Source organism: Pseudarthrobacter sp. 01T43, assembly GCF_056398665.1.
In genome coordinates, this window is sequence record NZ_JBFTPV010000005.1 from 13,971 (window position 1) to 35,025 (window position 21,055).

Here is a 21,055-nt window from a genome sequence, read left to right on the forward strand (position 1 = left end):
GTTGTCCCGTTCCTTCAGCACCGGGAGGCAATTGATGAGCACTAAGCGAAGCCCCATGATTTGTGCGATTGCGGCGGTTGTGAGCTTATGTATTTGGACAACGGGCTGCACAAATGGGTCTGGTCCTTCGCCTGATTCCTCAGCCAGTTTGTCTGCACCGCCCACAACACAAACGTCTGTGCCACGCGAGAGCACACCTGCCCCCGGCCAGAGTCCATCCCAGAGCCCGAGTCCAAGCAGGGAGGCCGGTCCTAGCAGTTGGCCGGAGGTTGTGGCCCAGGCGCAGTCGGGTGTGGGGCAGTTCAGCGTCACGACGTGTGAGAGCAGTTTCACGGGCACGGGGTTCCTCGTTGGTCCTGATCTGGTCGTCACCGCTGCGCACATGGTAAGGGACGCGTCCGCGATAAGCATTTCGTTTGGTCGGACAACGGTAAATGCAACAACTCTCGGCACGAACGAACTCGCTGATTTGGCGCTCGTAAAAACCGCGACCCCGGTTCAAGGTCATCAGTTTCAATTCAGAACATCTGAACCGCCAATTGGATCTGACGTCGCTGCTCTCGGATTTCCCTTAGGCCGGCCTTTTACGTTGACCAGGGGGACAGTAAGCGCTCTGAACGCGGAACAGAAAATTGGTAACCGAGTTCTTGGCAACCTGATTCAAACCGATGCCGCTATCAACCATGGAAACAGCGGGGGACCCCTGATTACCCAGGATGGTCAGGTTTCAGGCGTTATTGTCACCATCGAATTCGACGAAAATGTCCGGGCCGAAGGCATCGCCTATGCGGTGACTGCGCCGCGGGCTGCTGCCGCCGTTCAGGAATGGCAGAAACGATCGGTGCCGGTACCGCTCAAAGACTGCGGCAACGCCCCGGCACCGGGCTCAGGATCCTTCCCGCTAACCGTCTCGGCCAGCCACGATCAAGCCCGCAACATCGGGCAGAGCCTCTTGCTCCATGGTCAAGGCATCAACCAAGGGGCCTACGCCGCAGCCTTCAAACAATTCACTCCCGAACTTCAGGCAACTTTCGGTGACGCAAGTGCATGGAGCGCTGACCTTGGATCCTCATACTGGCAAAAGGTCGAAATCGTAGACGTCACCGGCAGCGGCGATGCCCTCTCCGCTGATGTGAACCTTCAAACACGCCAGGATGCAGCGCACGGCAGAAACGGCCAAACGTGTTCAAACTGGAAGCTCCGGTATGCAATGCATTGGGACGGCAGCGCCTGGCTCATAGCAGGCACGTCATTGCCCTTCGGTGAACCCACTGCCTGCTGATGATGAGTAGCCTTGCGCGGTTGCCGACGCTGTCGGCGAGGTAGTGGGTCACTGGCGCCGCGGGGTCTTCCCCGGCCTATTGCCCGCAACGGTGGGTAGGGGTTTGCCGCCACCTTTGCCGTTGAATTCCTGGCGGGTCCGGGACTATTTCCTTGATTCAAGCAGTTATGCATCTGCAGCTGGAGTGGGTCTGCGCGCAGCGCTCGTGGATGACGACGGGAATGAGATCACGTGACGACAACGCCTGCAGAGGGAGTCGGCTTCCGCTCGAAGCGCGGTCCCATCCTGATTTCCTTGATGCTCTCGACGGGCTTGGTGGCGATAGACTCGACGGTTGTCGCAACAGCGGTGCCGTCGATCGTGCATGACATTGGTGGGTTCACGTCGTTTCCCTGGCTCTTTTCTGCCTACCTGTTGGCGCAGGCCGTGTCCGTGCCCGTCTACGCGAAGCTCTCCGACGTCGTCGGCCGTAAACCGATCATCCTGATCGGTATCGGGCTATTCCTACTCGGTTCGATCTTCTGCGGACTGGCATGGAGCATGCCTGCCCTCATCGCATTCCGAGTGCTGCAGGGCCTGGGCGCGGGAGCGGTCCAGCCGATGGCGATCACTATCGCTGGCGATATCTATTCGCTGACTGAGCGGGCGAAGGTGCAAGGCTACCTTGCGAGCGTTTGGGCGGCGTCCTCCGTGGTCGGCCCGACGCTCGGTGGCGTGTTTTCAGCGCTGGGCATTTGGCGTGGAATCTTCCTCGTGAACATCCCGCTGTGCCTGATGGCAGGGTGGATGCTGAGCCGAACGTTCCACGAGAACGTCGAGCGCGCCAGGCACCGGGTGGACTATCTGGGGGCGGGCCTGCTGACCGGCTCGCTGACGCTGATCATTCTTGGGGCCCTCGAAGGCGGCCAGGCGTGGGGCTGGACCTCCGCCATCAGCGTTGCGGTGTTCGTCGGCGGAGCACTCTTGTTCGCCGTGTTCATCCTTGTCGAGCGCAGGGCCGCCGAGCCGGTCCTGCCGCCATGGGTTGTCTCTCGGCGGCTGCTGGCGACGACGGCATTGATCTCCTTTGGCGTTGGAGCGGTCATGCTTGGCCTCACCTCCTACGTTCCCACGTTCCTCGAAGGAGCCCTTTCGACCTCGCCGATCCTGGCCGGGCTCGCGCTGGCAGCATTGACGATCGGCTGGCCGATCAGTGCTTCCCAATCGGGCCGGATTTATCTCCGGATGGGGTTCCGCAAGACCGCGATGATCGGCATCACTATTACGGTCATGGGTACGGCAGTACTTGCCCTCACTGCCTCCGCGCCCAGCGTTCTCCTGGTGGCGGGGAGTTGCTTCATCGTAGGGCTCGGACTCGGGCTGGTTGCCACCCCGAGTCTCATCGCGGCCCAGTCCAGCGTCGATTGGAATGAACGCGGAGTTGTCACCGGTACCAACCTTTTCGCACGGTCGATCGGTAGTTCCATCGGTGTCGCGGTTTTTGGGGCGGTTTCGAATGCGATCTACGCAGGCACTCCGGACGGCAGCACGGATCCGCACACAGTCGTCTTGGCCTCCGGGGCTGTCTTCCTAGCCGTACTGGCCGCCGCCGTATTCACCGTCGTCGCCGTAATCGCGATGCCCGCCACAGACAACAAGACCACCGTCCGCTCGGCCATTGACCCTGCGCTGGCCGCCGAGCCTAAGTCGGCATCTTCACCGGATTAGGACCGCCCCACCCCACAAACCCAGCTCGTGTTTCGAGGGGATCCTTGAAGAACTGAACGCCCTGCGGGGTTCTGGGCATTCGTCTCAGGAGTAGGGTTTGCCATAGTCGACGAAGGAGTCAACGTGAGCTACAAATATCGAACCGTCCGGGTTCGCGGTACCGAGCTTGTTGGAACGGTTGCCCGGAAGCACGGAAGCGCGCCTGAGATCTACGAGACAGCCAAAGACCCGAGTACTTCAGTGGTTCCGGTGTTCTTCCAAGCCACAGGCGAGATTCGTTTTTTCGACAGGTCGGTGCTGGAAGACGTCGTGGCACCTGCGGGTTAGCCTGCGGAGGTGGTCAACCTGGTGATCCGCATCCCGGCCACGACGGTCATGGGTGAGCAAGCATATCCGCATTGGCGTTGAAAGAGGCCGCGGAAAAACCGGCGTCACCAAGGCCAACGACGAAGCCCACGCCCTGCGGTGTTTCGATTAGACCACCACAGATAACAGCAATGCGAGTCCGAATCCAACGACGGAAATTAGCGTTTCCATGACGGACCAAGTCTTGATCGTTTGGCCAACTGTCAGCCCGAAGTATTCCTTGACCAGCCAAAATCCTGCATCGTTGACATGGGAAAAGAACAGCGACCCGGCACCGATGGCGAGCACAACCAGCGCTAACTGGGCCGGCGCCAGACCGGTTGCCACAGGTGCGATGATGCCCGCTGCCGTTACGGTAGCCACCGTCGCCGAGCCTGTGGCCAGACGAATCAGCACGGCGATAATCCACCCCAGCACCAGCGCCGACAGACTGGCAGCTACGGCGATCTTGGCAATGGCGGTTCCGGTGCCGCCGTCGACCAGAACCTGCTTGAAACCCCCACCTGCGCCGACGATGAGCATAACCCCGACAATCGGCAGCAGGCTCTGGCCGATCTTCTTGGTCAGAATCGACGCCGAGAAGCCCACTCGTGTCCCGAAAGTGACCATGGCCAGCAGCACCGCCACGAGCAGCGCGAAGACCGGATCGCCGATGAAGTCCAGCAACGGCCGTAGCGTGTCGCCTTTGTCCATCCAGATGTCGGCCCCGGCTTTAATCAGCATGAGCACCAGCGGGGAAAGCAGAGTGACCAGGGTCCACGTGAAGGACGGGCTGCGTGTGGCTTCCGGATCCTGTGCCTTACCCAAGGGCGCGTCACCCAAAGGCGCGTCGGCGCGCGGACTCGCCCCTTGTGCACCCGAGTCCTGAGCCTGAGTGGCTTGTGCGTTCCCGCCGGATCCGACAGTCACGGCCAGGCCGGCGCCAGCGGCGCCAATGGGCACCATCCGTGCGGCGAGACGGCCAAACAAGGGACCGGCGATAATGACGGTTGGAACCGCAATAAGGAGGCCGAAGGCAAGCGTCACACCGACATTGGCGTGCAGGATGCCGATCGCCGCCAGGGGGCCCGGGTGTGGCGGGATGAATCCGTGGAGCACCGACAGGCCTGCCAGGGCCGGAATGCCCAGCAGCATTGCAGGACCCTTGGAACGATGTACGGCGAGCATAACAACGGGTATGAGCAGCACGAGCCCGATCTCGAAAAACATGGGGATGCCAATGATGCCGGCGATGAGTGCCATCTTCCAGGGCAGCGTTGCCGGCCGGCCATGGAGCAGCGTGTCCACGATCTTGTCCGCACCGCCGGAATCGGCCAACAGCTTACCCAACATCGCTCCGAGGGCGATGAGGACTCCGACGTAGCCCAGCACACCGCCGACGCCGCTTTCGTAGGAGGCGGTCACCTTGTCCAAAGCAATACCGGAGGCGATGCCGACGAAGAGAGCACCGATAGTAAGAGCCAGAAAAGCATGCATCTTCGCCCAGACGATCAGCAGGACCACAATGGCTATGCCGATGGCTGCAACGACAAGTACTTGGGTGTCATGGCCGTTCCATGGTTGATTCATGAGGTCTGTGGTGCTGTCGGTGGCGACCCCGGTAAAAGGCCCATTAAGGCTGGCGATTCCGTTCATGGTGCTCCTCCTGTTCCGCTCAGCCGCAGGCCGAACTGGTCCATGATTCGTTGGGCAATAACGCCGGGATCCGGGCCGATATCGACCCGGATCCCGGGCTCATCCGGGGATAGTTCCTCAAGGTCTGCGAACTGACTCGCCAGAAGGCTCGCGGGCATAAAATGACCGTGGCGTTCGGCCAGTCGCGAGCTAATGGTCTCCGGGGACCCAGAGAGAAAAATAAAGACGACGCCGGAACGCCGTCGGTTGATAATGTTCCGGTAAGACCGCTTGAGCGCCGAACAGGTGATGACCCCGTTCTCTCCGTGATCCAGCCGCCGGTCGACCCACCCGGCAACTTTCTCCAGCCAGGGATATCTGTCCTCATCCGTCAGCGGATGTCCTGCGGCCATCTTGTCGATATTTGCTTGGGGGTGCAGGGCATCGCCTTCCTCGAAGGCCCAGCCCAGCCGACCCGCAAGCAGGGCGGCAATGGTTGATTTGCCGGACCCGGAGACGCCCATGACGACCAGTACCGCCGGTTCGGTCAGAGCAGGTGTCACCAGGTCCAGCGGGTCCATGGTGCCATCTTGGCAGCACACGCGTCTCAGTGCCATAGTAAATCGCAGCTGATTCGATGGGGCGGGTTGCGCGGTTTGGCTCGGGCCTGACTGATTCGTCCCGAGCTGTTTCAAACGCCGGCCCGGCGAGGTTGCCTGGACCGACTTTTCAATCCCGCAATTCTGATGGTGAGGCAATGATGCTTTCAGTCAAAGACATCCAGTGGGCACAAATCCTGAAACAAAACCACTACCACCCGTCACCCCGGGACTGGTCGGACCAGGTCATCTACTTCCTCTTGACCGACCGGTTCTCCAACGAAAAAGAGGACGGCTACAAAGATGTAGCCGGCAACGTCGTCCAAGGGACCACCCAAATATTCACTCCGGCTGACGCCGGCAACGCCGTCCGGACTCAGGCTGACATCCAGGCGTGGGAGTCGGCCGGCACCCAATGGCTCGGCGGAACCCTCCAAGGAATCACCTCCAAGGTCGGCTACCTGAAACGGCTTGGGGTAACCACACTGTGGATCAGCCCGGTGTTGCGGCAGCGGCCGGGAGTGGACGATTACCATGGCTACGGGATACAGAACTTCCTTCACGTCGACCCGCACTTTGGCACGCGCCAGGACTTTAAGGGTCTCGTCACCGCCGCACACGACGCCGGTCTTTACGTCATCCTGGACGTGATCCTGAACCATTCCGCCGACGTCTTCCAATACAACACAGCCGATCCGTCCGGCACGTTTTTCGAGCCGTCATGGAGCGGTGCCGCCTATCCGGTGCGGGGGTGGCGCGATTCCACCGGGGCCGCCACGTTGCCCTTCCCCGGCAGGATCAACCCTCCCGACACGGAGAGCGCCGTCTGGCCGCAGGAGCTTCAGGATGACGGTGTTTTCACCTGCAAGGGGAAGATCAAGAACTGGGACGCCGTGCCGGAGAGTACGGAAGGGGACTTCGAAGGACTGAAAGACATCCATCAGGGGAGCGGGGAAGTGTCCGAGTACGCTCCATCCGAGGCGATGCGTGTCCTCACGGAAGCCTACGAATACTGGATTGCGTACGCCGATCTGGACGGATTTCGCGTCGATACTGTAAAGCACATGGATCATGGGGCAACACGATTCTTCACGTCGGAAATCCATGAATTCGCCCAGACCATCGGAAAGGACTCCTTCTTCCTGGTTGGAGAGATCACCGGCGACCGCAGCTACGCCATTAGCACGCGGGACGAAACGGGGCTGGATGCGGCCCTGGGTCTCGCCGATGTCCAAGGTCTCCTGGCGGATACGGCGAAAGGCTGGACGAGTCCTCGCGGGTACTTCGATCTGTTCCGGAACTCGGCTCAGGTGGACAAGGCGACCCATACGTGGTTTCGCAGCCATGTGGTGACCAATTTCGACGATCATGACCTGGTCCGCATGGGCGCGAACCACAAGGCGCGCTTCGCGGCCGACGATGTGGGGCGTGCGCTGGAGCTCGCCGTTCTGGCCATGAATGCGACGACACTGGGTATCCCGTGTATCTATTACGGCAGCGAGCAGCTTTTCAACGGAAGCTTCCCGACGTCGGTCAACACGAACACCAGTGACAACTTCAAGGCCGACCGCTACATCCGGGAGACCATGTTCGGGAGCGGCTTCGGCTCGTTCCAGAGCCGGGACAGGCACTTCTTCGATGAATTGGCGGAGACGTACAAGCAGCTTGCCGCTATTCTGGACGTCCGAAAGAACGAGCTCGCACTGCGGCGTGGCCGGCAGTTCCTGAGGCCTATCTCCGAGGACGGGGTCGCGTTCTGGTATCCGGACCGGATCGGCCAGGGTCGGATGACGTCCATCATCGCCTGGAGCCGGATTCTGGCGACTCGCGAGGTGGTCTGTGCCATCAACACAGACCTGGCAGCGCCACGGACTGCTTGGGTCACCATCGATTCGCGCCTGCACGGGGTCGGCAACAAATTCCAGTACACCTACTCAACCGATGCTGCCCAGGTGGGGTTGGAGGTGGCGGCCGAGGGGCGGAACGGACTGGCGATCAGTGTCACCGTCCCGCCGGCGGGCTTCGTCATCATGACGCCATGAGGCGTGAACCCGAAGCGCACGGCCGCTCAGGAGAGCCTTTTGCATAGGTCGCCGCCGACCGTTGACACTGCTCAGGGCCGCGAGGAGACTTTATTTTGGGGGGTGCCTCGTCGAAAGGAGCCTCAAATGCCGTGGCATGTCGAGGGTACCTATTTTGAGAATTGCAACTGCGACATGATCTGCCCGTGTTCGACGTCAGGGCTGACCGCTCCGGCGGATAACGAACGCTGCAACGTGGCCTTGGCCTTCCACGTGGAAACCGGCGAAGTGAACGGTGTCGACGTCGGCGGCCTGACAGTCTGCGTCGTCGCCGATACCCCCGCCGTGATGGGTGACGGGGGCTGGAAGGTTGGAGTGCTGATGGATGCCGCTGCCTCGGCTGAGCAGGCCGAAGCGCTCGGTGGAGTCTTCGGCGGCCAGCTCGGCGGACCGATGGCGGGCCTCGCCCCCTTGATCGGCGAAATGGCGGGTATGGAATCCCTGGAAATGGCCTACGCCGACGACGGGCACAACCATCAGGTCCGCATTGGGAGCGCCGTGGACATGGTGGTCGAGGACTTCGTGTCCCGCCTGGATCCCACAGGACAAGGAGTCAAAGTCAGCGGGGTCGGATTCCCGGCCGACACTCTGGCAGCGGGCACATCCAGCACCGCCCGCGTCGATGTGTTTGGGATGACCTGGGATAACGTCGGGAAGAACTCCTTCTCAGCCCCCTTTGCCTGGTCCGCTTAAGTGCCGGGCAGGAGTGGTCTGACAGTCAGCCACCATGCCGCAGAGTTGGCGTTGATCGGGTGCGCCGCACTCGCCTGGTATTTCACGTTCGCAGGCTTCGCCAACATGTCCCCGGACGCGGGAACCATGGGACTGGAGATCTGGGGTTTCCTGGGGGTGTGGACACTGATGATGGCGGCCATGATGCTGCCGGCGTTGGCGCCGCTCACGTCCATGTACCTCAGGTCCATCCGTGCCGTCCGCAGCCGCCGAATCCAGGCCATCCGGACAACTGGCCTGGTGGGCGGCTATCTTCTAACGTGGATCTTCTTCGGAGTCGGCGCATACGCGGCGGCGGCTCTTTCTGCGCAGCTGGCTGAGGACGCGGCCGATATCGCGCCCTGGGTGGGTGCTGGAGTGCTCGCGGCGGCCGGCGCCTACCAGCTAACCCCGCTCAAGGATTTCTGCCTCAGGCACTGCCGGTCGCCCGTAGCATTCCTGTTGCACGTATCCGGGTTTAAGGGCCGCCTGCGGGATGTCCGCGTCGGCATGTACCACGGGGCGTATTGCGTGGGCTGCTGTTGGGGGCTGATGGTGGTGCTGATTGTTGTTGGCGTGATGAACCTGGCGTGGATGGCGGCGCTCACGGTCGTTATCTTCCTGGAGAAGACGTGGAAGTACGGGCATGCGCTCAGTCGGATCACGGGCATCTCACTGATCGTCTTCGCACTCTTCGTCCCGGCTCACCCGGAGCTTCTGCCCGGGCTCCACATGGCCTCGCCGATTTAGGGCAACGTAACGGCCACCTTCGGATCTATCGTTGAATATCGTTCGTGATTCGAAGAGGAGAGCATGATGCGTAATTCGTACCCGGCCGGCGGATTTGGCGGCCCCAACATTGATAGCATGTGGCAGGCCGTTGAGGAGCTGCGTTCAAGGTTTGAGAAGCGCCCCGACACCCGCGCGAGTCGGGGCGAAGTGCGGCCGGCGGTACTGGCCCTGCTCGCGGAACGGCCGATGCACGGCTACGAGATCATCGGTGAGATCGAGCAGCGCAGCGGTGGCAGCTGGAAGCCCAGCGCCGGCTCGGTCTACCCAACCCTTCAGTTGCTGGCCGATGAAGGGGTCATCAGCTCCGCGGAATCAAACGGCCGCAAGACTTATTCGCTGACCGAAGCAGGCCGGGAAGAGGCTGCGGGTGTCGATGCCTCAGCGCTCTGGGAGTCAGCTGGTCCGGCCGCAGGCACCGGGTTTGCGGCCCTGCCCAAGGCCGGCGTCGAGCTCGCACAGGCTGCGGCGCAGGTGGGCCGCAGCGGCACGCCGAAGCAGGTGCAGGAGGCTGTGGCCGTGCTCGACGAGGCCCGTCGTCGGCTGTACTCGATCCTCGCCCAGGACTGACGCGGGTGGCGTCGGTTCGCCGGGCAGATCCGGCCCCCGGCGCCGGGAACACCCGCGCCCGTTACCGTCGCATCCTGCGCTTCGCAGCGTGGCATCTCGCGGTGACGTGGTGGTTCGAACTGTTCCTCCCGCGCGTCGGGCTGGTCAGGATTGCCGAACGCACCAGGACCGAGAGGATGCGGCACTTCGCGCAGCGCTTCCACGCACTCGCGGTGGACCTGGGCGGTCTGATGATTAAAGTTGGTCAGTTCCTGTCGTCCAGGCTCGACGTGCTCCCGCCGGAGATCACTTCTGAATTGGAAGGGCTGCAGGACGAGGCACCTCCCGTCCCGTTCCCCGCGATCCGTGCCTTGGCCGAGGCGGAGCTGGGTGCGCCGCTGGACCGGGTGTTCGCCTCAGTCGAGGAGACGCCAATCGCCGCCGCATCCCTCGGGCAGGCGCACCGGGCCCGGCTTCTTCACACCGATGCCGCCGACACCGGTCTCCTTAACGTGGTGATAAAGGTGCAGCGGCCGGGCATCGATGCGATTGTCGACGTCGATCTGGCCGCGCTACGCAAAGTTGGCGGCTGGCTCAGTCACGTGCGCCTCGTGTCCCATCGTGCTGACATGCCCGCACTGGTCGAGGAATTTGCCCAGACCAGTCGCCAGGAAATCGACTACCTCCATGAAGCGTCGAATTTAGAGCGCTTTGCCACTGATTTCGACCACGACGACCGGGTGATCGTGCCTGGCGTCGTCTGGGAGCGGAGCACCCGCCGCGTGCTCACCCTTGAAGATGTAACAGCGATCAAAATCACGGACTTGGCAGCCCTGCTTGCGGCGGGCATTGATCCGGCGAAGGTCGCCCCGGTCTTCGCTGCGGTGATGTTCGACCAGCTGTTCGTGAACGGCTTTTTCCACGCCGATCCGCACCCCGGCAATATGTTTGTCACCCCGCGTGCCGATTCATTCGCCGAGCGCCCCTGGAAGCTGACATTCATCGATTTCGGCATGATGGGCGAGGTTCCGCCCAGTACCCGCAGCGGTCTGCGGAAGCTGCTGATCGCGGCTGCCTCGCGTGACGGCAAAGGCTTGGTGGCCGCAATCAGCGATATTGGCGTACTGGTGCCGTCTGCTGACACGGCCGAGCTTGAGCGGGCGATGACGCACCTGTTCGCCAGGTTCGGCGGGATGGGCTTCGCCGAGCTCCGCGAGGTGGACCCGCGGGAGTTCCGCGACTTTGCGGTGGAGTTCGGCGACCTCGTGCGCTCGTTGCCGTTCCAGGTGCCGGAGAACTTCCTGCTCATCATCCGCGCGATGTCACTGACGTCGGGAGTGTGCAGCTCGTTGGACGCGCGATTCAATCTATGGGACTCGGTTGAACCCTACGCGGCACAGCTGCTCCGCGACGAGCGCCGCAACATCGTGCAGGATGTGGCACAACAAGCGCTCGACGCTGCCGGCGTCGCCCTCCGTCTGCCGAAACGGTTGGATGGTCTTGTCACCCGAATCGAGGACGGATCACTATCGGTAGCCAACCCGCGCCTGGAACGTCAGGTCGCCCGGCTAAACCGCACAGTGGAGCGATCGGCATCGGCACTGGTGTTCGGCGCCCTTCTCATCTCAGGTTCCGTGGTCCGAGCGGACGACGCGCTGCTCGGCAGCATTCTGATGATCGCGTCTGTCGTTCCGCTGCTGCATGGGCTGTGGATCGGGCGCCGCGGCCTCTAGACGAGCTGGCGACGGCGGGGGAGCTGTGGCGCCGGAATCGCCTACATTGTCGGGAGGGTGAACGCGATCGGAGTGAGCGTCGCTGCCATACCGATTATCAAGCGATGACGTTTACGAGGTAAGTTGTCGGCAAATTGAAATGCCTGGTCAGAGGCTACTGTGAGCTGACCGGGCGGATTCGGATGGGCGCGACAGACGCTCCTAACCTCCCAGAGGATGGAAGAACGAACCATGCCCGCTGCAACCCGAAATGCTTCGGACCGCTCTGTCAGGTTCGGCTTCGCCTTCATCGGCCTCCTTCTCCTTGCGGTAAACCTTCGGGTGTCGTTTGTCAGCGTGGGGCCGGTACTTGCGAACATCAGCGGCGACCTCGGGTTGTCCGGCGCTGCGGCAGGGTTCCTCACGGGTCTCCCGCTCATTGCCTTTGCAGTGTTCTCACCCGTGGCGCCCGCCTTCGCTTCCCGTCTGGGTCTCGACCGGGCCCTGTGGATGTCCCTGCTGTTCCTCGCCTCGGGCATCGTGCTGCGTTCCTTACCGGTGCCCGGCTTCATCTGGGTCGGCACCGGACTGATCGGCCTCGCTATCGCGTTTCTCAATGTCCTGGTGCCGTCCCTCGTCAAGCGGGACTTCCCGATGCGGGTCAGCCAGGTTACCGGAAGCTACACCGCCACACAGGCCGCCTTCGCCGCGATCGGGGCCGCCGTCGTCGTTCCCGTGGCACAAACGTCCCCGGCGGGATGGCGGCTTGCCCTCGGAATCTGGGTGGGACTGGCTCTCATCGCCATGGCGGTGCTCCTGCCGTGGCTGCGCCGGCACACGTCAGGCACTGCGCATGCCGTCAGGGCGGAGGTCTCTTACCGGTCGCCCTGGGCCTCAGCCTTGGGCTGGCAGGTGACGATGTTCATGGGACTGCAATCGATCGCCTTCTACGTCCTCATGGCGTGGCTTCCCACCATCGAACAAAGCCGCGGGGTCCCCGCCACTACCGCAGGTATCCACCTGTCCGTCTTCCTGCTCATCAGCGTGTTCGCCAGCCTCGCCGCAGGGGGAATCCTTCACCGGGGCTCTGACCAACGGCTCGTGTCCTTCGCGAGCGGCGCCCTCACGTGCGTGACGTTTCTCGGGCTCGCACTTGCGCCGGACTTCACATTGCTGTGGGTCCTTCTCGGGGCAATCGGATGCGGTAGCCTCATCGTCATCGCCCTGTCGCTGTTCAGCCTCCGAACCGTGAATTACCCGCAGGCAGCGTCATTGTCCGGCATGGCACAGTCTGTTGGCTACGGTCTGGCAGCGGTGGGCCCGGTGATGTTCGGTGGTCTTCGCGACGCGAGCGGAAGCTGGACCCTTCCGCTCCTCGGCACCGCGGCCCTCATGGCAGTGCTTGCCGTGACGGGCGTTCTTGCCGGACGGGACCGGGTAATCAGCGGTTCGACCTGACATGACCCGGATGGCCCTGTCAGTTTTCCGGGTTCAGTGTTCCCCGGGCTATGCTGTCGGCTGAGTGAGCCGGATCCCCGTTGTAGGGCTGGTTGGAAATGTCGACGACGGGATATTGGGACAGGTCGACGCCGTCTGGGATGGTGAATATACCGGATTCATTGTCGAGGACGCCTAGGCTGACCATTCTGGTGAGGTCGGTGGAGCCGACCCATACTCCCCTGAATCCATTGATGCGGTCATTGGAGAGCCGGATCATCAGTTGCCGGGTTCCATCTGGGAGTCGCTTGACCTGTGCTTCTCCGCCGCCGGTGTGCGTGGGCAGCGGAGTCAGGGACGCTTGGGCGAGGACGACCTCTGAGGAAGCCGTTTGGGTGGATGAGGGGGAGGGAGCGCCCGTGGGTCCAAGTACTCCGGCGGCGGTCCATCCGGCAGCGGAACCGACAACCATACCGGCCGCAGCGACGGCAATCCAAGGCCAGGGACGGGCCCGCCGGGTGCTGTGGCCGGCCTGTTCCGGCGACTTCGCGGCCGCTGTTTGCCTGCCGCGCTTCTGGGGTGCTTCATCCCCGTCCGGCCTGATCCGTGGCGTCACCAGCGGGGTGGCGGGATAGGCGGTACGCAGGCTGAGAGGGCCTGACGCGAGGGGATCTGTCGCCAGCGCCGATGAGAGCCCGAGGGCGTTATGGATGGCGGTCCAGTTCTGGCTTCCGGGTTCTTCAAGTTCGATGCCTGCGAGGTCGAGGGTGGCTACGCGCACGGCGTGTTGAAAGCCTCGGAGGGTTTCGCTGCACGTCACGCAGCCGGCCACGTGGACTGCTTCAGGTGCCGTACCCACCGGCTCTCCGAGTGCCATCAGGCTGAGAAGATCGGGATCAAGATGTTCCATGTTCCACCTCCAAGCGGGTGCGCAACCGGGTGAGGCTGCGCCGGATGTGGCTTTTGACGGTGCCCAGCGGGAGGTTCAGGCGGGATGAAATCTGGTCGTGTGTCAGGTCCTCGTAGAATGCCAGCCGCATTATTGCCTGCTGTGGATCCCCTAAATGTTGCAATTCCTCGTCCAGGGTTAGGCGCTCCGCTACCTCATCGACTAGTCCCGTATCCCGTCCGCCGGTGGGGTCCGTGACCAGATGTATGGCCGCTTGCTCGAGATGGCGCTGGCGGGACCGCGCGGACAACGCGTCAGAGATGGCGTTACGCGTGATCCCAATCAGCCACGCTGGCACCCGTGCAGCCTCGGGACGATATGTGGTCCTTGATTTCCAAGCCCGAATGAACACCTCCTGGGTCACGTCGTCGGCCGCGGTGCGCTCTCCCAAGGATCTCAGTGCCAGCGTGTAAACCAAGGGGCTCAACCGCCGGTACGCTTCCGCGAGGACACGCTCATCGCCGCTGGCAAACGCGTGATCGAGGACGGGGTCCCAATCATTCGCGGTGCCCGCTTCCATAGGTTCTCCTTTGGGCGGCAACGGCCGCTGATGAACCACATTATGCCGCTGCCTTGCGGACTCCGCCATGGTCCGGCGGCACCTGCTTTCCGATTGCACCCGCGCGTGCCGGTGGGGCCGCGGTCGACACGGCCCCACCGGGTGATGGAATGGCTGCGGAGCTGGAGAGGGCTAGCCCTCCTGGCCGCACGATGAGGAATCCACTACCTGGACGGCTATACCAAGATTATTCTTGGCGAGGCTTCCCCAGGCGTAGACGATGGTGTTCTTGCCCGCGGTGATCTTGACGTCCGCGGGGCCGATCACCGGGACAGTGGTACCCGCGGCTGCGACCGAGGCTGACACAGTTCCGGCCTTGAGGATGAGTGTCTCCTGATCCGGGTTGGTGAGTCCCTCAATGACGGCGGTCCCGCCAGCCAGCACATCGACGGCGGGAGCCGCAGCGACGTGCCGGACGGTCAGCTTGCCCTGCCCCTCCGGGCTGGGCGCGGTGTCATTGGTGAAGAGAGTGGCAGTGGGGGTGCCGTCAGCGGCCAGGTGCGCAACCGCTGTATAGTCCTGGCCTTCTTCCAGGTTTACGGTGACGGGTCCGATCACCGCGTTGTCGGCGCTCGTGGCGTCGGCTCCGGTGATGGCGATCTGGTGGTCCCCATCAGGGACATTCAACGGGCCCGCTAAAGTACCCGGCTTGAAGTTGTCCAAGGTGAGCTTGCCGTCGACCCAGACATCCACGGTCAGTCCAGGCACGCCGTGGAGGACGGACAGTTTGGCTGTGCCCTCGTCGTCTCGACTATGCCCATTGCCGGCCTGGGCCGGGGCGGCGAGGGCGAGTGCTGCCAGCAGCGTCATTGCTCCGGCGGCGGCAAAGATTTTCTTGCGCATTTCCAACTCCTCTGAGAGGCCCACTGTGGGGCGGTGGTTGTGCTTACACCCTTACTACCGACCCGAGGCTGTACTTGGATGCACCCCTAGAGAATATTCCGACGGAAACCGCCCGAGTGGCCGCACTGAGAAGCTGAAGTTGTGTGGATCCGCCGTGAGCGGCCTCCCTTCTAAATTTCGTCCTCGATGCTGATGTCCGGCTTCTTGGAGCGGGCAATGTGGCTTCGGCTGCCGGTGACTCGGGACAAGATCAGAGGCCGGATGTGATCGCTGCGAGCAGGGCTGTCCCGTCCGGGCTGCCGAGGCCGGTGCAGGGGTCCCATCCGGTCGCGGCCTGGTAGGTTCCGTTGTTTCCCGTGGTGACATCGTGGAAGCCGGACTTCAGGGTGTAAAGCAGGGGCTGGATCTGACCGAACCGGCGATTGGTCGTCTGGGCAAAGAGGGCGATCAGCGCCGCCCAGAGGGGTGCGACGGCGCTGGTGCCGCCGATGACCATGTCCTTGCCGTCAACCCTGACCTTGTACCCCGTCTGCGGGTCGGCCACGCCGCTGACGTCGGGGACGCCGCGCCCATGGCCGCCATGCACAGGGGCGGGGGCCGGAGTCGGCTTGTGGCGGCGCGAGTGGGCGGCCAGCCCGTTTTGCCAGGCGGGGACCGGGAAGGTGCGGCTGTAACCGCCTCCCGTTGCCGAATGCGGTCCGTCATTCCAAACTGTTTCGGACCTGATTCTTCCGGTCACTGGGTCGGCATCGAGGCGGGTGCCGCCGCAGGCCAGGGCGTGCGGGCTGGAGGCCGGAAAGTCGGCGTGGTCTTTGCCGTCGGTTGCACCGTCGGCGCTGCCATTGTCTCCCGCGGCTGCTGTGACGGTCACGCCCATGGCCGAGGCGTCGGCGAGGGCCTGGTCAAACGCAGTCCGTGCCTGGGGGGTCCAGGCGTCCTCGCTTTGGCCCCAGCTGATGCTGATCGCCGCCGGCGCCGCGGCGGCGTGGGAAGCGTTGATGATCGCATCAAGGAAACCGGCGTCCGTGTTCGGGGCGAAGTAAACGAGAATGTTCGCCCTCGGTGCCAGGGCGCCGACTACTTCGATGTCGAGCAGCACTTCCCCGTCCGCCCCGGTGGGGTCCTGTCCGGGCTGGTTTGACGCACCGTCAACTCCGACGGCGGTCACTGTCGGTCCGGTGATTCCGAGGCTTCCAAAGTAAGAGTCCAGGTCCGACTGGGCGAAGCCGCCGCCCAACTCGATGATGGCCACGCTCTGTCCCGCGCCGTCAGCGCCGGCGGGAAAGTTGTAAATCCTTGCCAGTTCCGGCGGTGTGTAACTGGTGGCCGCTGCGGCCAGCGGAATCGCGTGGAACTGGGCGCGGGCCTGGGGGCGGTCGTCAAGGCCAAGAACGGCCGTGACGATTCCCGCCAGCGCTGCCGGGACCTGCAGGCCTCCGGTCCGGTGCCGGTGGGTGACGTCGTGACCGTGGAGCCCGCTGCTCGTCACTTCCTCCAGGCTGGTGCCGAAGATCCGGCTCAGCTGTTCCACTGTCCCGGCGAGCCGGACGCGCCGCGCGGCAGGGTCCGCCTCGAGGACCTCCACTCCGAGCCGTGTGAACGTCTCGGTAGCGAGGCTCAGATCCGACGGTGAGGCGCCGTGGCGGGCGGCCAGCTCGTCGCGGGATATCGGTGCGGCCGGCGATTCCGGCAGGGGTTGGTCACGACGGAGAATTACGGTCACCTCGATCCTGCGGGCAGGGTCGACGGGCCCGTGCGTGGCTTGGATCCTTTCCGCGGCCGGGCGTTCCGAGCCGGGGAGAGGGGCGCTGTCCGTAGTGGTGTGAGGCGTGGTGCTGTTCTGCTCAGACATAAAATCACTCCGTTCCTCAGGGGACCACCTCACCACGAAATGGTCCCGGCGGCCCCGTCAACCGTGATGCTCTGGCCATTGCGAAGCCGGATGGTGGCATCGGCAACACCCACCACTGCGGGGATGCCGTATTCGCGCGCTACCACGGCTCCGTGCGATATTACGCCGCCCATCTCCATGACCAAAGCACCTGCCGTCATAAAAAGCGGTGTCCAGCCGGGATCAGTGGAGGGGGCCACCAGAATTTCCCCGGGTTCCAGGTGGGCGCCCACCGGATCCATAATCACCCTCACCTTCCCCGTCGCGGTGCCCGCAGAGGCCGGCGTCCCCGACAGGTGGTCGCCCGCAGCCGCTTGGGGTATCGCCGCGGCCTCGACGTCGGTGCCGTCAGAGAGCAGCAGGCGCGGAACGCGCCGGCGCCGGAGTTCGACGTCGTACAGCCGACGGCGGGTGGCTACGATTCCCTTGAGGTCCGCACCGCGAAGGCCCACGCGCAGTTCGTCGAAGTCCAGGAAGAACACGTCCCCGGCGGCGTCGACGGTTCCTTTCTCTACCAGTTCGGCGCCCACCTCCCGGAGTTGCCGGTGCATCTCGGCGAGCACCATCACAATGTAGAACTTGGGCAATTCCCGCAGGCCGGCCAGCTGCCGTGTCCGGTGCAGGCAGAACGACACCAGGAGCCCCCGCAACCGGCTCGTTGTCGCGGCACGCTTCACCAACTCACTGATCCGGGCCTCCGCGTGGTCAGCGGCCCTGGCGAACTGGCGGTCCGGCGCCCGTTCGGGATCTTCCACGCGGAGAAAGTTCGAGATCATGCCGAGGATATGGTCCGGTTCGTCCAACCACCTCGGCATCCCCAGGTCGATTTCCGCCACGGCCCGGTGGCCGTACTTTGAAAGGAACGTCTGCAGCCCGGCCTGGGCGGTGGCAGGCAGAATGCCCTCCCTGTAGCGGGAAGCCAGCTCGTCAGGCTTCAGTTCCATGAACGCGCGGCGGGACTCCGGATCCCCTCCCAAGGACACGGTCAGGTGCCACAACTCCAGGTCCATGATGGTGGTCACGTTGTGGGGAAGCCCGCGGAGGACAGCCTCAAGTTCACGCGGCTTGGCGATTCCGCGCAGCAACCTGCGGGCCGCTGCCAGCATCAGGTACCCCACGGACGGAGCCGCCACCGTGGCCTGGATCAGCCCGTTGATGGAGGTGGCCAGGATGTCCTCAGAGTGCTGCAGACGCCTGGCCGCGGTGGCCGGGAGGGGGAGCACCAGCGTGGCTGCGAGACGGTCCTGATACCGGCGCGCCCTCCGCAGTTCCCGGTCCGGCCACAGGAGGGCCCGGACCATGGCGGGGATCAGCTCTGCGAACTGGCCCAGGCTCTGGTTGATTTCAGCTCCACTGGAATGTGTCCGGGCAGCGTCGGACTGGCCCTTGCGGCGGGATTCTTTCCGGGGACGACGGACAACACTGAACCGCGGATCCTCCAACAGCGCAGGGAAGACCGCAGCTGACCTTCCGTCCGCGAGCGGCAGGACCCTCGCCAGTGCCTTGCGGCCGGATTTGTTGCGGATGAGCGGCGTCAGCTCCACGTACATCCGCAATCCGGGGTTCACGTAATTCCACGGTCCTTTGCTGCCCCTCATCAGGCCGAGGACGGAGAGCCCCATCGGCGTAATGGGGCGGGTGAGGCCCTGGAGCAGCGTGCCGCACAGGTAAACGCGAGTATCCCCGCCGGGGGCTGCGTCAGCCGCGCCGTCAGCGCCGGTCTGCCCGCCGGTCTGCCCGCCGAGCGGGTCGTCGTCCGGTAGCGGATACAGCGTGGTGATGGGCCGCGACTGGGTCAGCCAGGCCTTGCCGCCACCGTCGATCACCCACTCCACGTCCTGGGGCGCGCCCAAAAGCCGCTGGGCGGCGTCACCCAGGGATGTCAGTTCGCGAAGCTGCGACCCGGTCAGGCTGGGCGGCCGGCCGTGGGCCGGTGTCTGCTGCAGGATCCGGCCCGATGCCGTCTCCACCACGAAGTGGTCGGGGTTCACGGCGCCGGAAACCACTGCCTGTCCCGGCCCGGGACTGGCATCAATGACTGTCTCGGTCCGTGTGCCGGTCACCGGATTGGCGGTGAACAGCACACCCGCCGAGCCAGCGTGAACCATTTGTTGAACGACGACGGCGAGGCTCACCTCGCGGTGCCGGATCCCGTTCGTTGTGCGGTAGGCCACCGCCCGGTCCGTCCACAGGGAGGCCCAGCAGCGACGGACGGCCTCAACGACGGCGTCGGCTCCGACCACGTCCATGAAGGAGTCCTGCTGCCCTGCGAAGCTGGCAAACGGCAGGTCTTCGGCGGTGGCGGAAGAGCGCACCGCCACCGGCCCGCTGCCCAGCGCAGCATAGGCACCGCGGATGGCGGCCTCGACGTCGGGCGGCACCTGCGCTGCTGCCATCAGCCCGCGGCCACGCCCCGAGAGCCCATTCCGGTCTAAAGCCTGCAGTCCGCGAGCGCCGTCCGGGTTTTCCGCCCCGTCCAGCCGGGCGGCGATGACGTCCATGTCCGTTGGTGCGGCGCTGCGATAACCGTCTGTGGTCAGGCAGAAACCCGGTGGAACCGGGAAGTCCGCGGCGGCGAGGCGGCCGAGGTTGAGGGCCTTGCCGCCCACCGTGGACAGCGACGCGGACGCCAACTGGTTGAGATCAACGACGAGGCTCGCAGGGGCGTCGCCCCGCTCCGGAACGAGACTCCCAGAGTCCATGTCCTGCGCCTTGCCGTCAAACCTTGCCTACGGGAATATCCGGAGTGCAGTGTCCCAATTAAAATGTTGATGCGCAGGGCTGACCTGCAGACCCATGACAACCAGCATGATGGCTTCAAGTTCGCGCGAACGCCGGAGCGGGCCGACGTCGATAGGCCTGAGTCCTGCGGCGGCCGCCACAGCACTGACCTTCTCTTTGGCCTGTTCCGAGTCGCYGGCAATAAAAACGTCCAGATGCTGTCCGCCGACTTGCCCGTCCTCCAAGGTGGAGGAAAACGTAGTATTGAACGCTTTGACCACATCCGCACGTCCCTCCAGAAGGCGCGCTGTTTCTTCTGCTGCGGACGTGCCCGGCTCCGTGGTGAGCCGGTCGAAATTCGAGACGTCGACGGGGTTGCTGATATCCACAACGACCCGGCCATCCAGGAGGTCACCGCTTTCCAGGATGGCGTTATGTACTTCCTTGTGTGGCATTGCCAGGAAGACTATCGCTCCTGTGATGCCGGCCCCGATGACGCCACCGGTCGCGCCCGGTCCGAGGCTCTCGACCAGCGCCCGCGTTTTGGGGCCGTCACGCCCAAGAATCTGTACCGGATTGTTGCCCCTCAGCATCGCCGTGGCGAGTGCGCGGGCCATGTTTCCGCTGCCGAGAATGCTGATGTTGGTCATGATCATCCCTTGAAGAAAAATGCTGTGTCGTTGTGTCCATCCAGTAGACCTTGACAGGCCGTCGCTGCAACAGGGACGAAAGCCCCGGACACCGGTAGCCCGCCGGCTTTTACGCTTGGGCCCTGGGCGCCGTCCGTCGCCGATACCCGCCGACCACTGAGTCAGCCTCAGGGAACCTGGCCTGCAGTCGGGGCAGCGGTGTTGGTGTTGCCGTTGCGGCGTCCCTGGCCCGGCGTTTGGGTGCCTGCTCCATCGTTTCCAGCGCCGGCTCCCGTCCGGGCGTTGGTTCCCTGGAAGTTGCTGCTGTTAGTGCGCGCCGTCCGGTTGCCCAGGTCGATTTGCTTCTGAAGGACTGAGCCGCCGAAGAACCCGGACACCACCAGCAGGACACACACCAGCACCTTCGTTGAGCGGGCCGGCTTGTACCGTTTTTTCGGAATAAAAGGCTCATCGTCCGGTAGGGAAATCTCAGGTGCGTCGAACGGTGCCGGGTCTTCCTCATCAGGGCTCCCGAGGAAAACCGGGGCAGGCAATGCCTGAGTCACAGGAGCGTCGTCGGCGTCGTGGTGGCTGCTGGTCCTGAAAATGTTCATGG

General features: G+C 63.8%; 18 protein-coding genes. 9 read left to right on the forward strand and 9 right to left on the reverse strand.

Annotated features, from left to right (window positions below; genetic code table 11):
* Positions 1-292 precede the first annotated feature (292 nt).
* The 3 genes from AC1DIM_RS07195 (at position 293) to AC1DIM_RS07205 (ending at position 3,316) form a co-directional block, all read left to right on the forward strand.
* A complete protein-coding gene (locus tag AC1DIM_RS07195) occupies positions 293-1,282 on the forward strand; it encodes a S1C family serine protease (protein ID WP_477709812.1) in 990 nt (329 codons plus the stop codon).
* A gap of 231 nt (positions 1,283-1,513) precedes the next feature.
* Entirely contained in the window at positions 1,514-2,989 is a 1,476-nt protein-coding gene (locus tag AC1DIM_RS07200) for an MFS transporter (protein WP_477709813.1), read from the forward strand.
* Between the two features lie 123 nt (positions 2,990-3,112).
* Positions 3,113-3,316 (forward strand): hypothetical protein, encoded by a 204-nt coding sequence (locus AC1DIM_RS07205; RefSeq protein ID WP_477709814.1) that lies wholly within the window; start codon positions 3,113-3,115, stop codon positions 3,314-3,316.
* Positions 3,317-3,463: 147 nt separating this feature from the next.
* Here the strand turns inward: AC1DIM_RS07205 and AC1DIM_RS07210 are convergent, their stop codons facing one another.
* A complete protein-coding gene (locus tag AC1DIM_RS07210) occupies positions 3,464-4,924 on the reverse strand; it encodes a GntT/GntP/DsdX family permease (RefSeq protein ID WP_477709927.1) in 1,461 nt (486 codons plus the stop codon).
* A 62-nt stretch (positions 4,925-4,986) separates the two neighbouring features.
* A complete protein-coding gene (locus tag AC1DIM_RS07215; RefSeq protein ID WP_477709815.1) occupies positions 4,987-5,550 on the reverse strand; it encodes a gluconokinase in 564 nt (187 codons plus the stop codon).
* Positions 5,551-5,726: 176 nt separating this feature from the next.
* On the opposite strand from AC1DIM_RS07215, the gene AC1DIM_RS07220 reads away from it, so the two are divergent.
* The 6 genes from AC1DIM_RS07220 (at position 5,727) to AC1DIM_RS07245 (ending at position 12,868) form a co-directional block, all read left to right on the forward strand.
* Positions 5,727-7,610 (forward strand): alpha-amylase family glycosyl hydrolase, encoded by a 1,884-nt coding sequence (locus AC1DIM_RS07220; RefSeq protein WP_477709816.1) that lies wholly within the window; start codon positions 5,727-5,729, stop codon positions 7,608-7,610.
* 126 nt (positions 7,611-7,736) lie between these two features.
* On the forward strand, positions 7,737-8,342 hold the full coding sequence (locus AC1DIM_RS07225) for a DUF1326 domain-containing protein (RefSeq protein ID WP_477709817.1): 606 nt from the start codon (positions 7,737-7,739) through the stop codon (positions 8,340-8,342).
* A complete protein-coding gene (locus AC1DIM_RS07230) occupies positions 8,343-9,110 on the forward strand; it encodes a DUF2182 domain-containing protein (RefSeq protein WP_477709818.1) in 768 nt (255 codons plus the stop codon).
* Positions 9,111-9,176: 66 nt separating this feature from the next.
* Positions 9,177-9,719 (forward strand): PadR family transcriptional regulator, encoded by a 543-nt coding sequence (locus tag AC1DIM_RS07235; RefSeq protein ID WP_477709928.1) that lies wholly within the window; start codon positions 9,177-9,179, stop codon positions 9,717-9,719.
* Between the two features lie 5 nt (positions 9,720-9,724).
* A complete protein-coding gene (locus AC1DIM_RS07240; RefSeq protein ID WP_477709819.1) occupies positions 9,725-11,431 on the forward strand; it encodes an ABC1 kinase family protein in 1,707 nt (568 codons plus the stop codon).
* Between the two features lie 231 nt (positions 11,432-11,662).
* A complete protein-coding gene (locus AC1DIM_RS07245) occupies positions 11,663-12,868 on the forward strand; it encodes an MFS transporter (RefSeq protein WP_477709820.1) in 1,206 nt (401 codons plus the stop codon).
* A gap of 19 nt (positions 12,869-12,887) precedes the next feature.
* On the opposite strand, the gene AC1DIM_RS07250 is transcribed toward AC1DIM_RS07245, so the two are convergent.
* From AC1DIM_RS07250 to AC1DIM_RS07280, 7 genes are all read right to left on the reverse strand, one after another.
* Positions 12,888-13,757 carry an anti-sigma factor gene (locus tag AC1DIM_RS07250; RefSeq protein ID WP_477709821.1) on the reverse strand — a complete coding sequence of 290 codons (870 nt, stop codon included), beginning with the start codon at positions 13,755-13,757 and terminating at the stop codon, positions 12,888-12,890.
* A complete protein-coding gene (locus AC1DIM_RS07255) occupies positions 13,744-14,316 on the reverse strand; it encodes an RNA polymerase sigma factor (protein ID WP_477709822.1) in 573 nt (190 codons plus the stop codon). The genes AC1DIM_RS07250 and AC1DIM_RS07255 overlap by 14 nt, the downstream gene beginning before the upstream one ends.
* 171 nt (positions 14,317-14,487) lie before the next feature.
* Positions 14,488-15,198: a DUF4397 domain-containing protein gene (locus tag AC1DIM_RS07260; RefSeq protein WP_477709823.1), complete on the reverse strand. Its 711-nt coding sequence runs from the start codon at positions 15,196-15,198 to the stop codon at positions 14,488-14,490.
* 250 nt (positions 15,199-15,448) lie between these two features.
* Positions 15,449-17,050 (reverse strand): S53 family peptidase, encoded by a 1,602-nt coding sequence (locus AC1DIM_RS07265; protein ID WP_477709824.1) that lies wholly within the window; start codon positions 17,048-17,050, stop codon positions 15,449-15,451.
* 29 nt (positions 17,051-17,079) lie between these two features.
* Positions 17,080-19,791 (reverse strand): PEP/pyruvate-binding domain-containing protein, encoded by a 2,712-nt coding sequence (locus AC1DIM_RS07270; RefSeq protein WP_477709825.1) that lies wholly within the window; start codon positions 19,789-19,791, stop codon positions 17,080-17,082.
* Between the two features lie 27 nt (positions 19,792-19,818).
* On the reverse strand, positions 19,819-20,460 hold the full coding sequence (locus AC1DIM_RS07275; protein ID WP_477709826.1) for an NADPH-dependent F420 reductase: 642 nt from the start codon (positions 20,458-20,460) through the stop codon (positions 19,819-19,821).
* A 167-nt stretch (positions 20,461-20,627) separates the two neighbouring features.
* The gene (locus AC1DIM_RS07280; RefSeq protein WP_477709827.1) at positions 20,628-21,053 is read right to left on the reverse strand and encodes a hypothetical protein; all 426 of its coding nucleotides are present in this window, start codon (positions 21,051-21,053) and stop codon (positions 20,628-20,630) included.
* Between the last annotated feature and the right edge of the window lie 2 nt (positions 21,054-21,055).

Coding starts and splice junctions, on each gene's coding strand:
- AC1DIM_RS07210 (WP_477709927.1), bottom strand. CDS start 4,924: ATGAATCAACCATGGAACGGCCATGACACCCAAGTACTTGTCGTTGCA.
- AC1DIM_RS07215 (WP_477709815.1), bottom strand. CDS start 5,550: ATGGACCCGCTGGACCTGGTGACACCTGCTCTGACCGAACCGGCGGTA.
- AC1DIM_RS07220 (WP_477709816.1), top strand. CDS start 5,727: ATGATGCTTTCAGTCAAAGACATCCAGTGGGCACAAATCCTGAAACAA.
- AC1DIM_RS07225 (WP_477709817.1), top strand. CDS start 7,737: ATGCCGTGGCATGTCGAGGGTACCTATTTTGAGAATTGCAACTGCGAC.
- AC1DIM_RS07235 (WP_477709928.1), top strand. CDS start 9,177: ATGCGTAATTCGTACCCGGCCGGCGGATTTGGCGGCCCCAACATTGAT.
- AC1DIM_RS07245 (WP_477709820.1), top strand. CDS start 11,663: ATGCCCGCTGCAACCCGAAATGCTTCGGACCGCTCTGTCAGGTTCGGC.
- AC1DIM_RS07250 (WP_477709821.1), bottom strand. CDS start 13,757: ATGGAACATCTTGATCCCGATCTTCTCAGCCTGATGGCACTCGGAGAG.
- AC1DIM_RS07255 (WP_477709822.1), bottom strand. CDS start 14,316: ATGGAAGCGGGCACCGCGAATGATTGGGACCCCGTCCTCGATCACGCG.
- AC1DIM_RS07260 (WP_477709823.1), bottom strand. CDS start 15,198: ATGCGCAAGAAAATCTTTGCCGCCGCCGGAGCAATGACGCTGCTGGCA.
- AC1DIM_RS07265 (WP_477709824.1), bottom strand. CDS start 17,050: ATGTCTGAGCAGAACAGCACCACGCCTCACACCACTACGGACAGCGCC.
- AC1DIM_RS07270 (WP_477709825.1), bottom strand. CDS start 19,791: ATGGACTCTGGGAGTCTCGTTCCGGAGCGGGGCGACGCCCCTGCGAGC.
- AC1DIM_RS07280 (WP_477709827.1), bottom strand. CDS start 21,053: ATGAACATTTTCAGGACCAGCAGCCACCACGACGCCGACGACGCTCCT.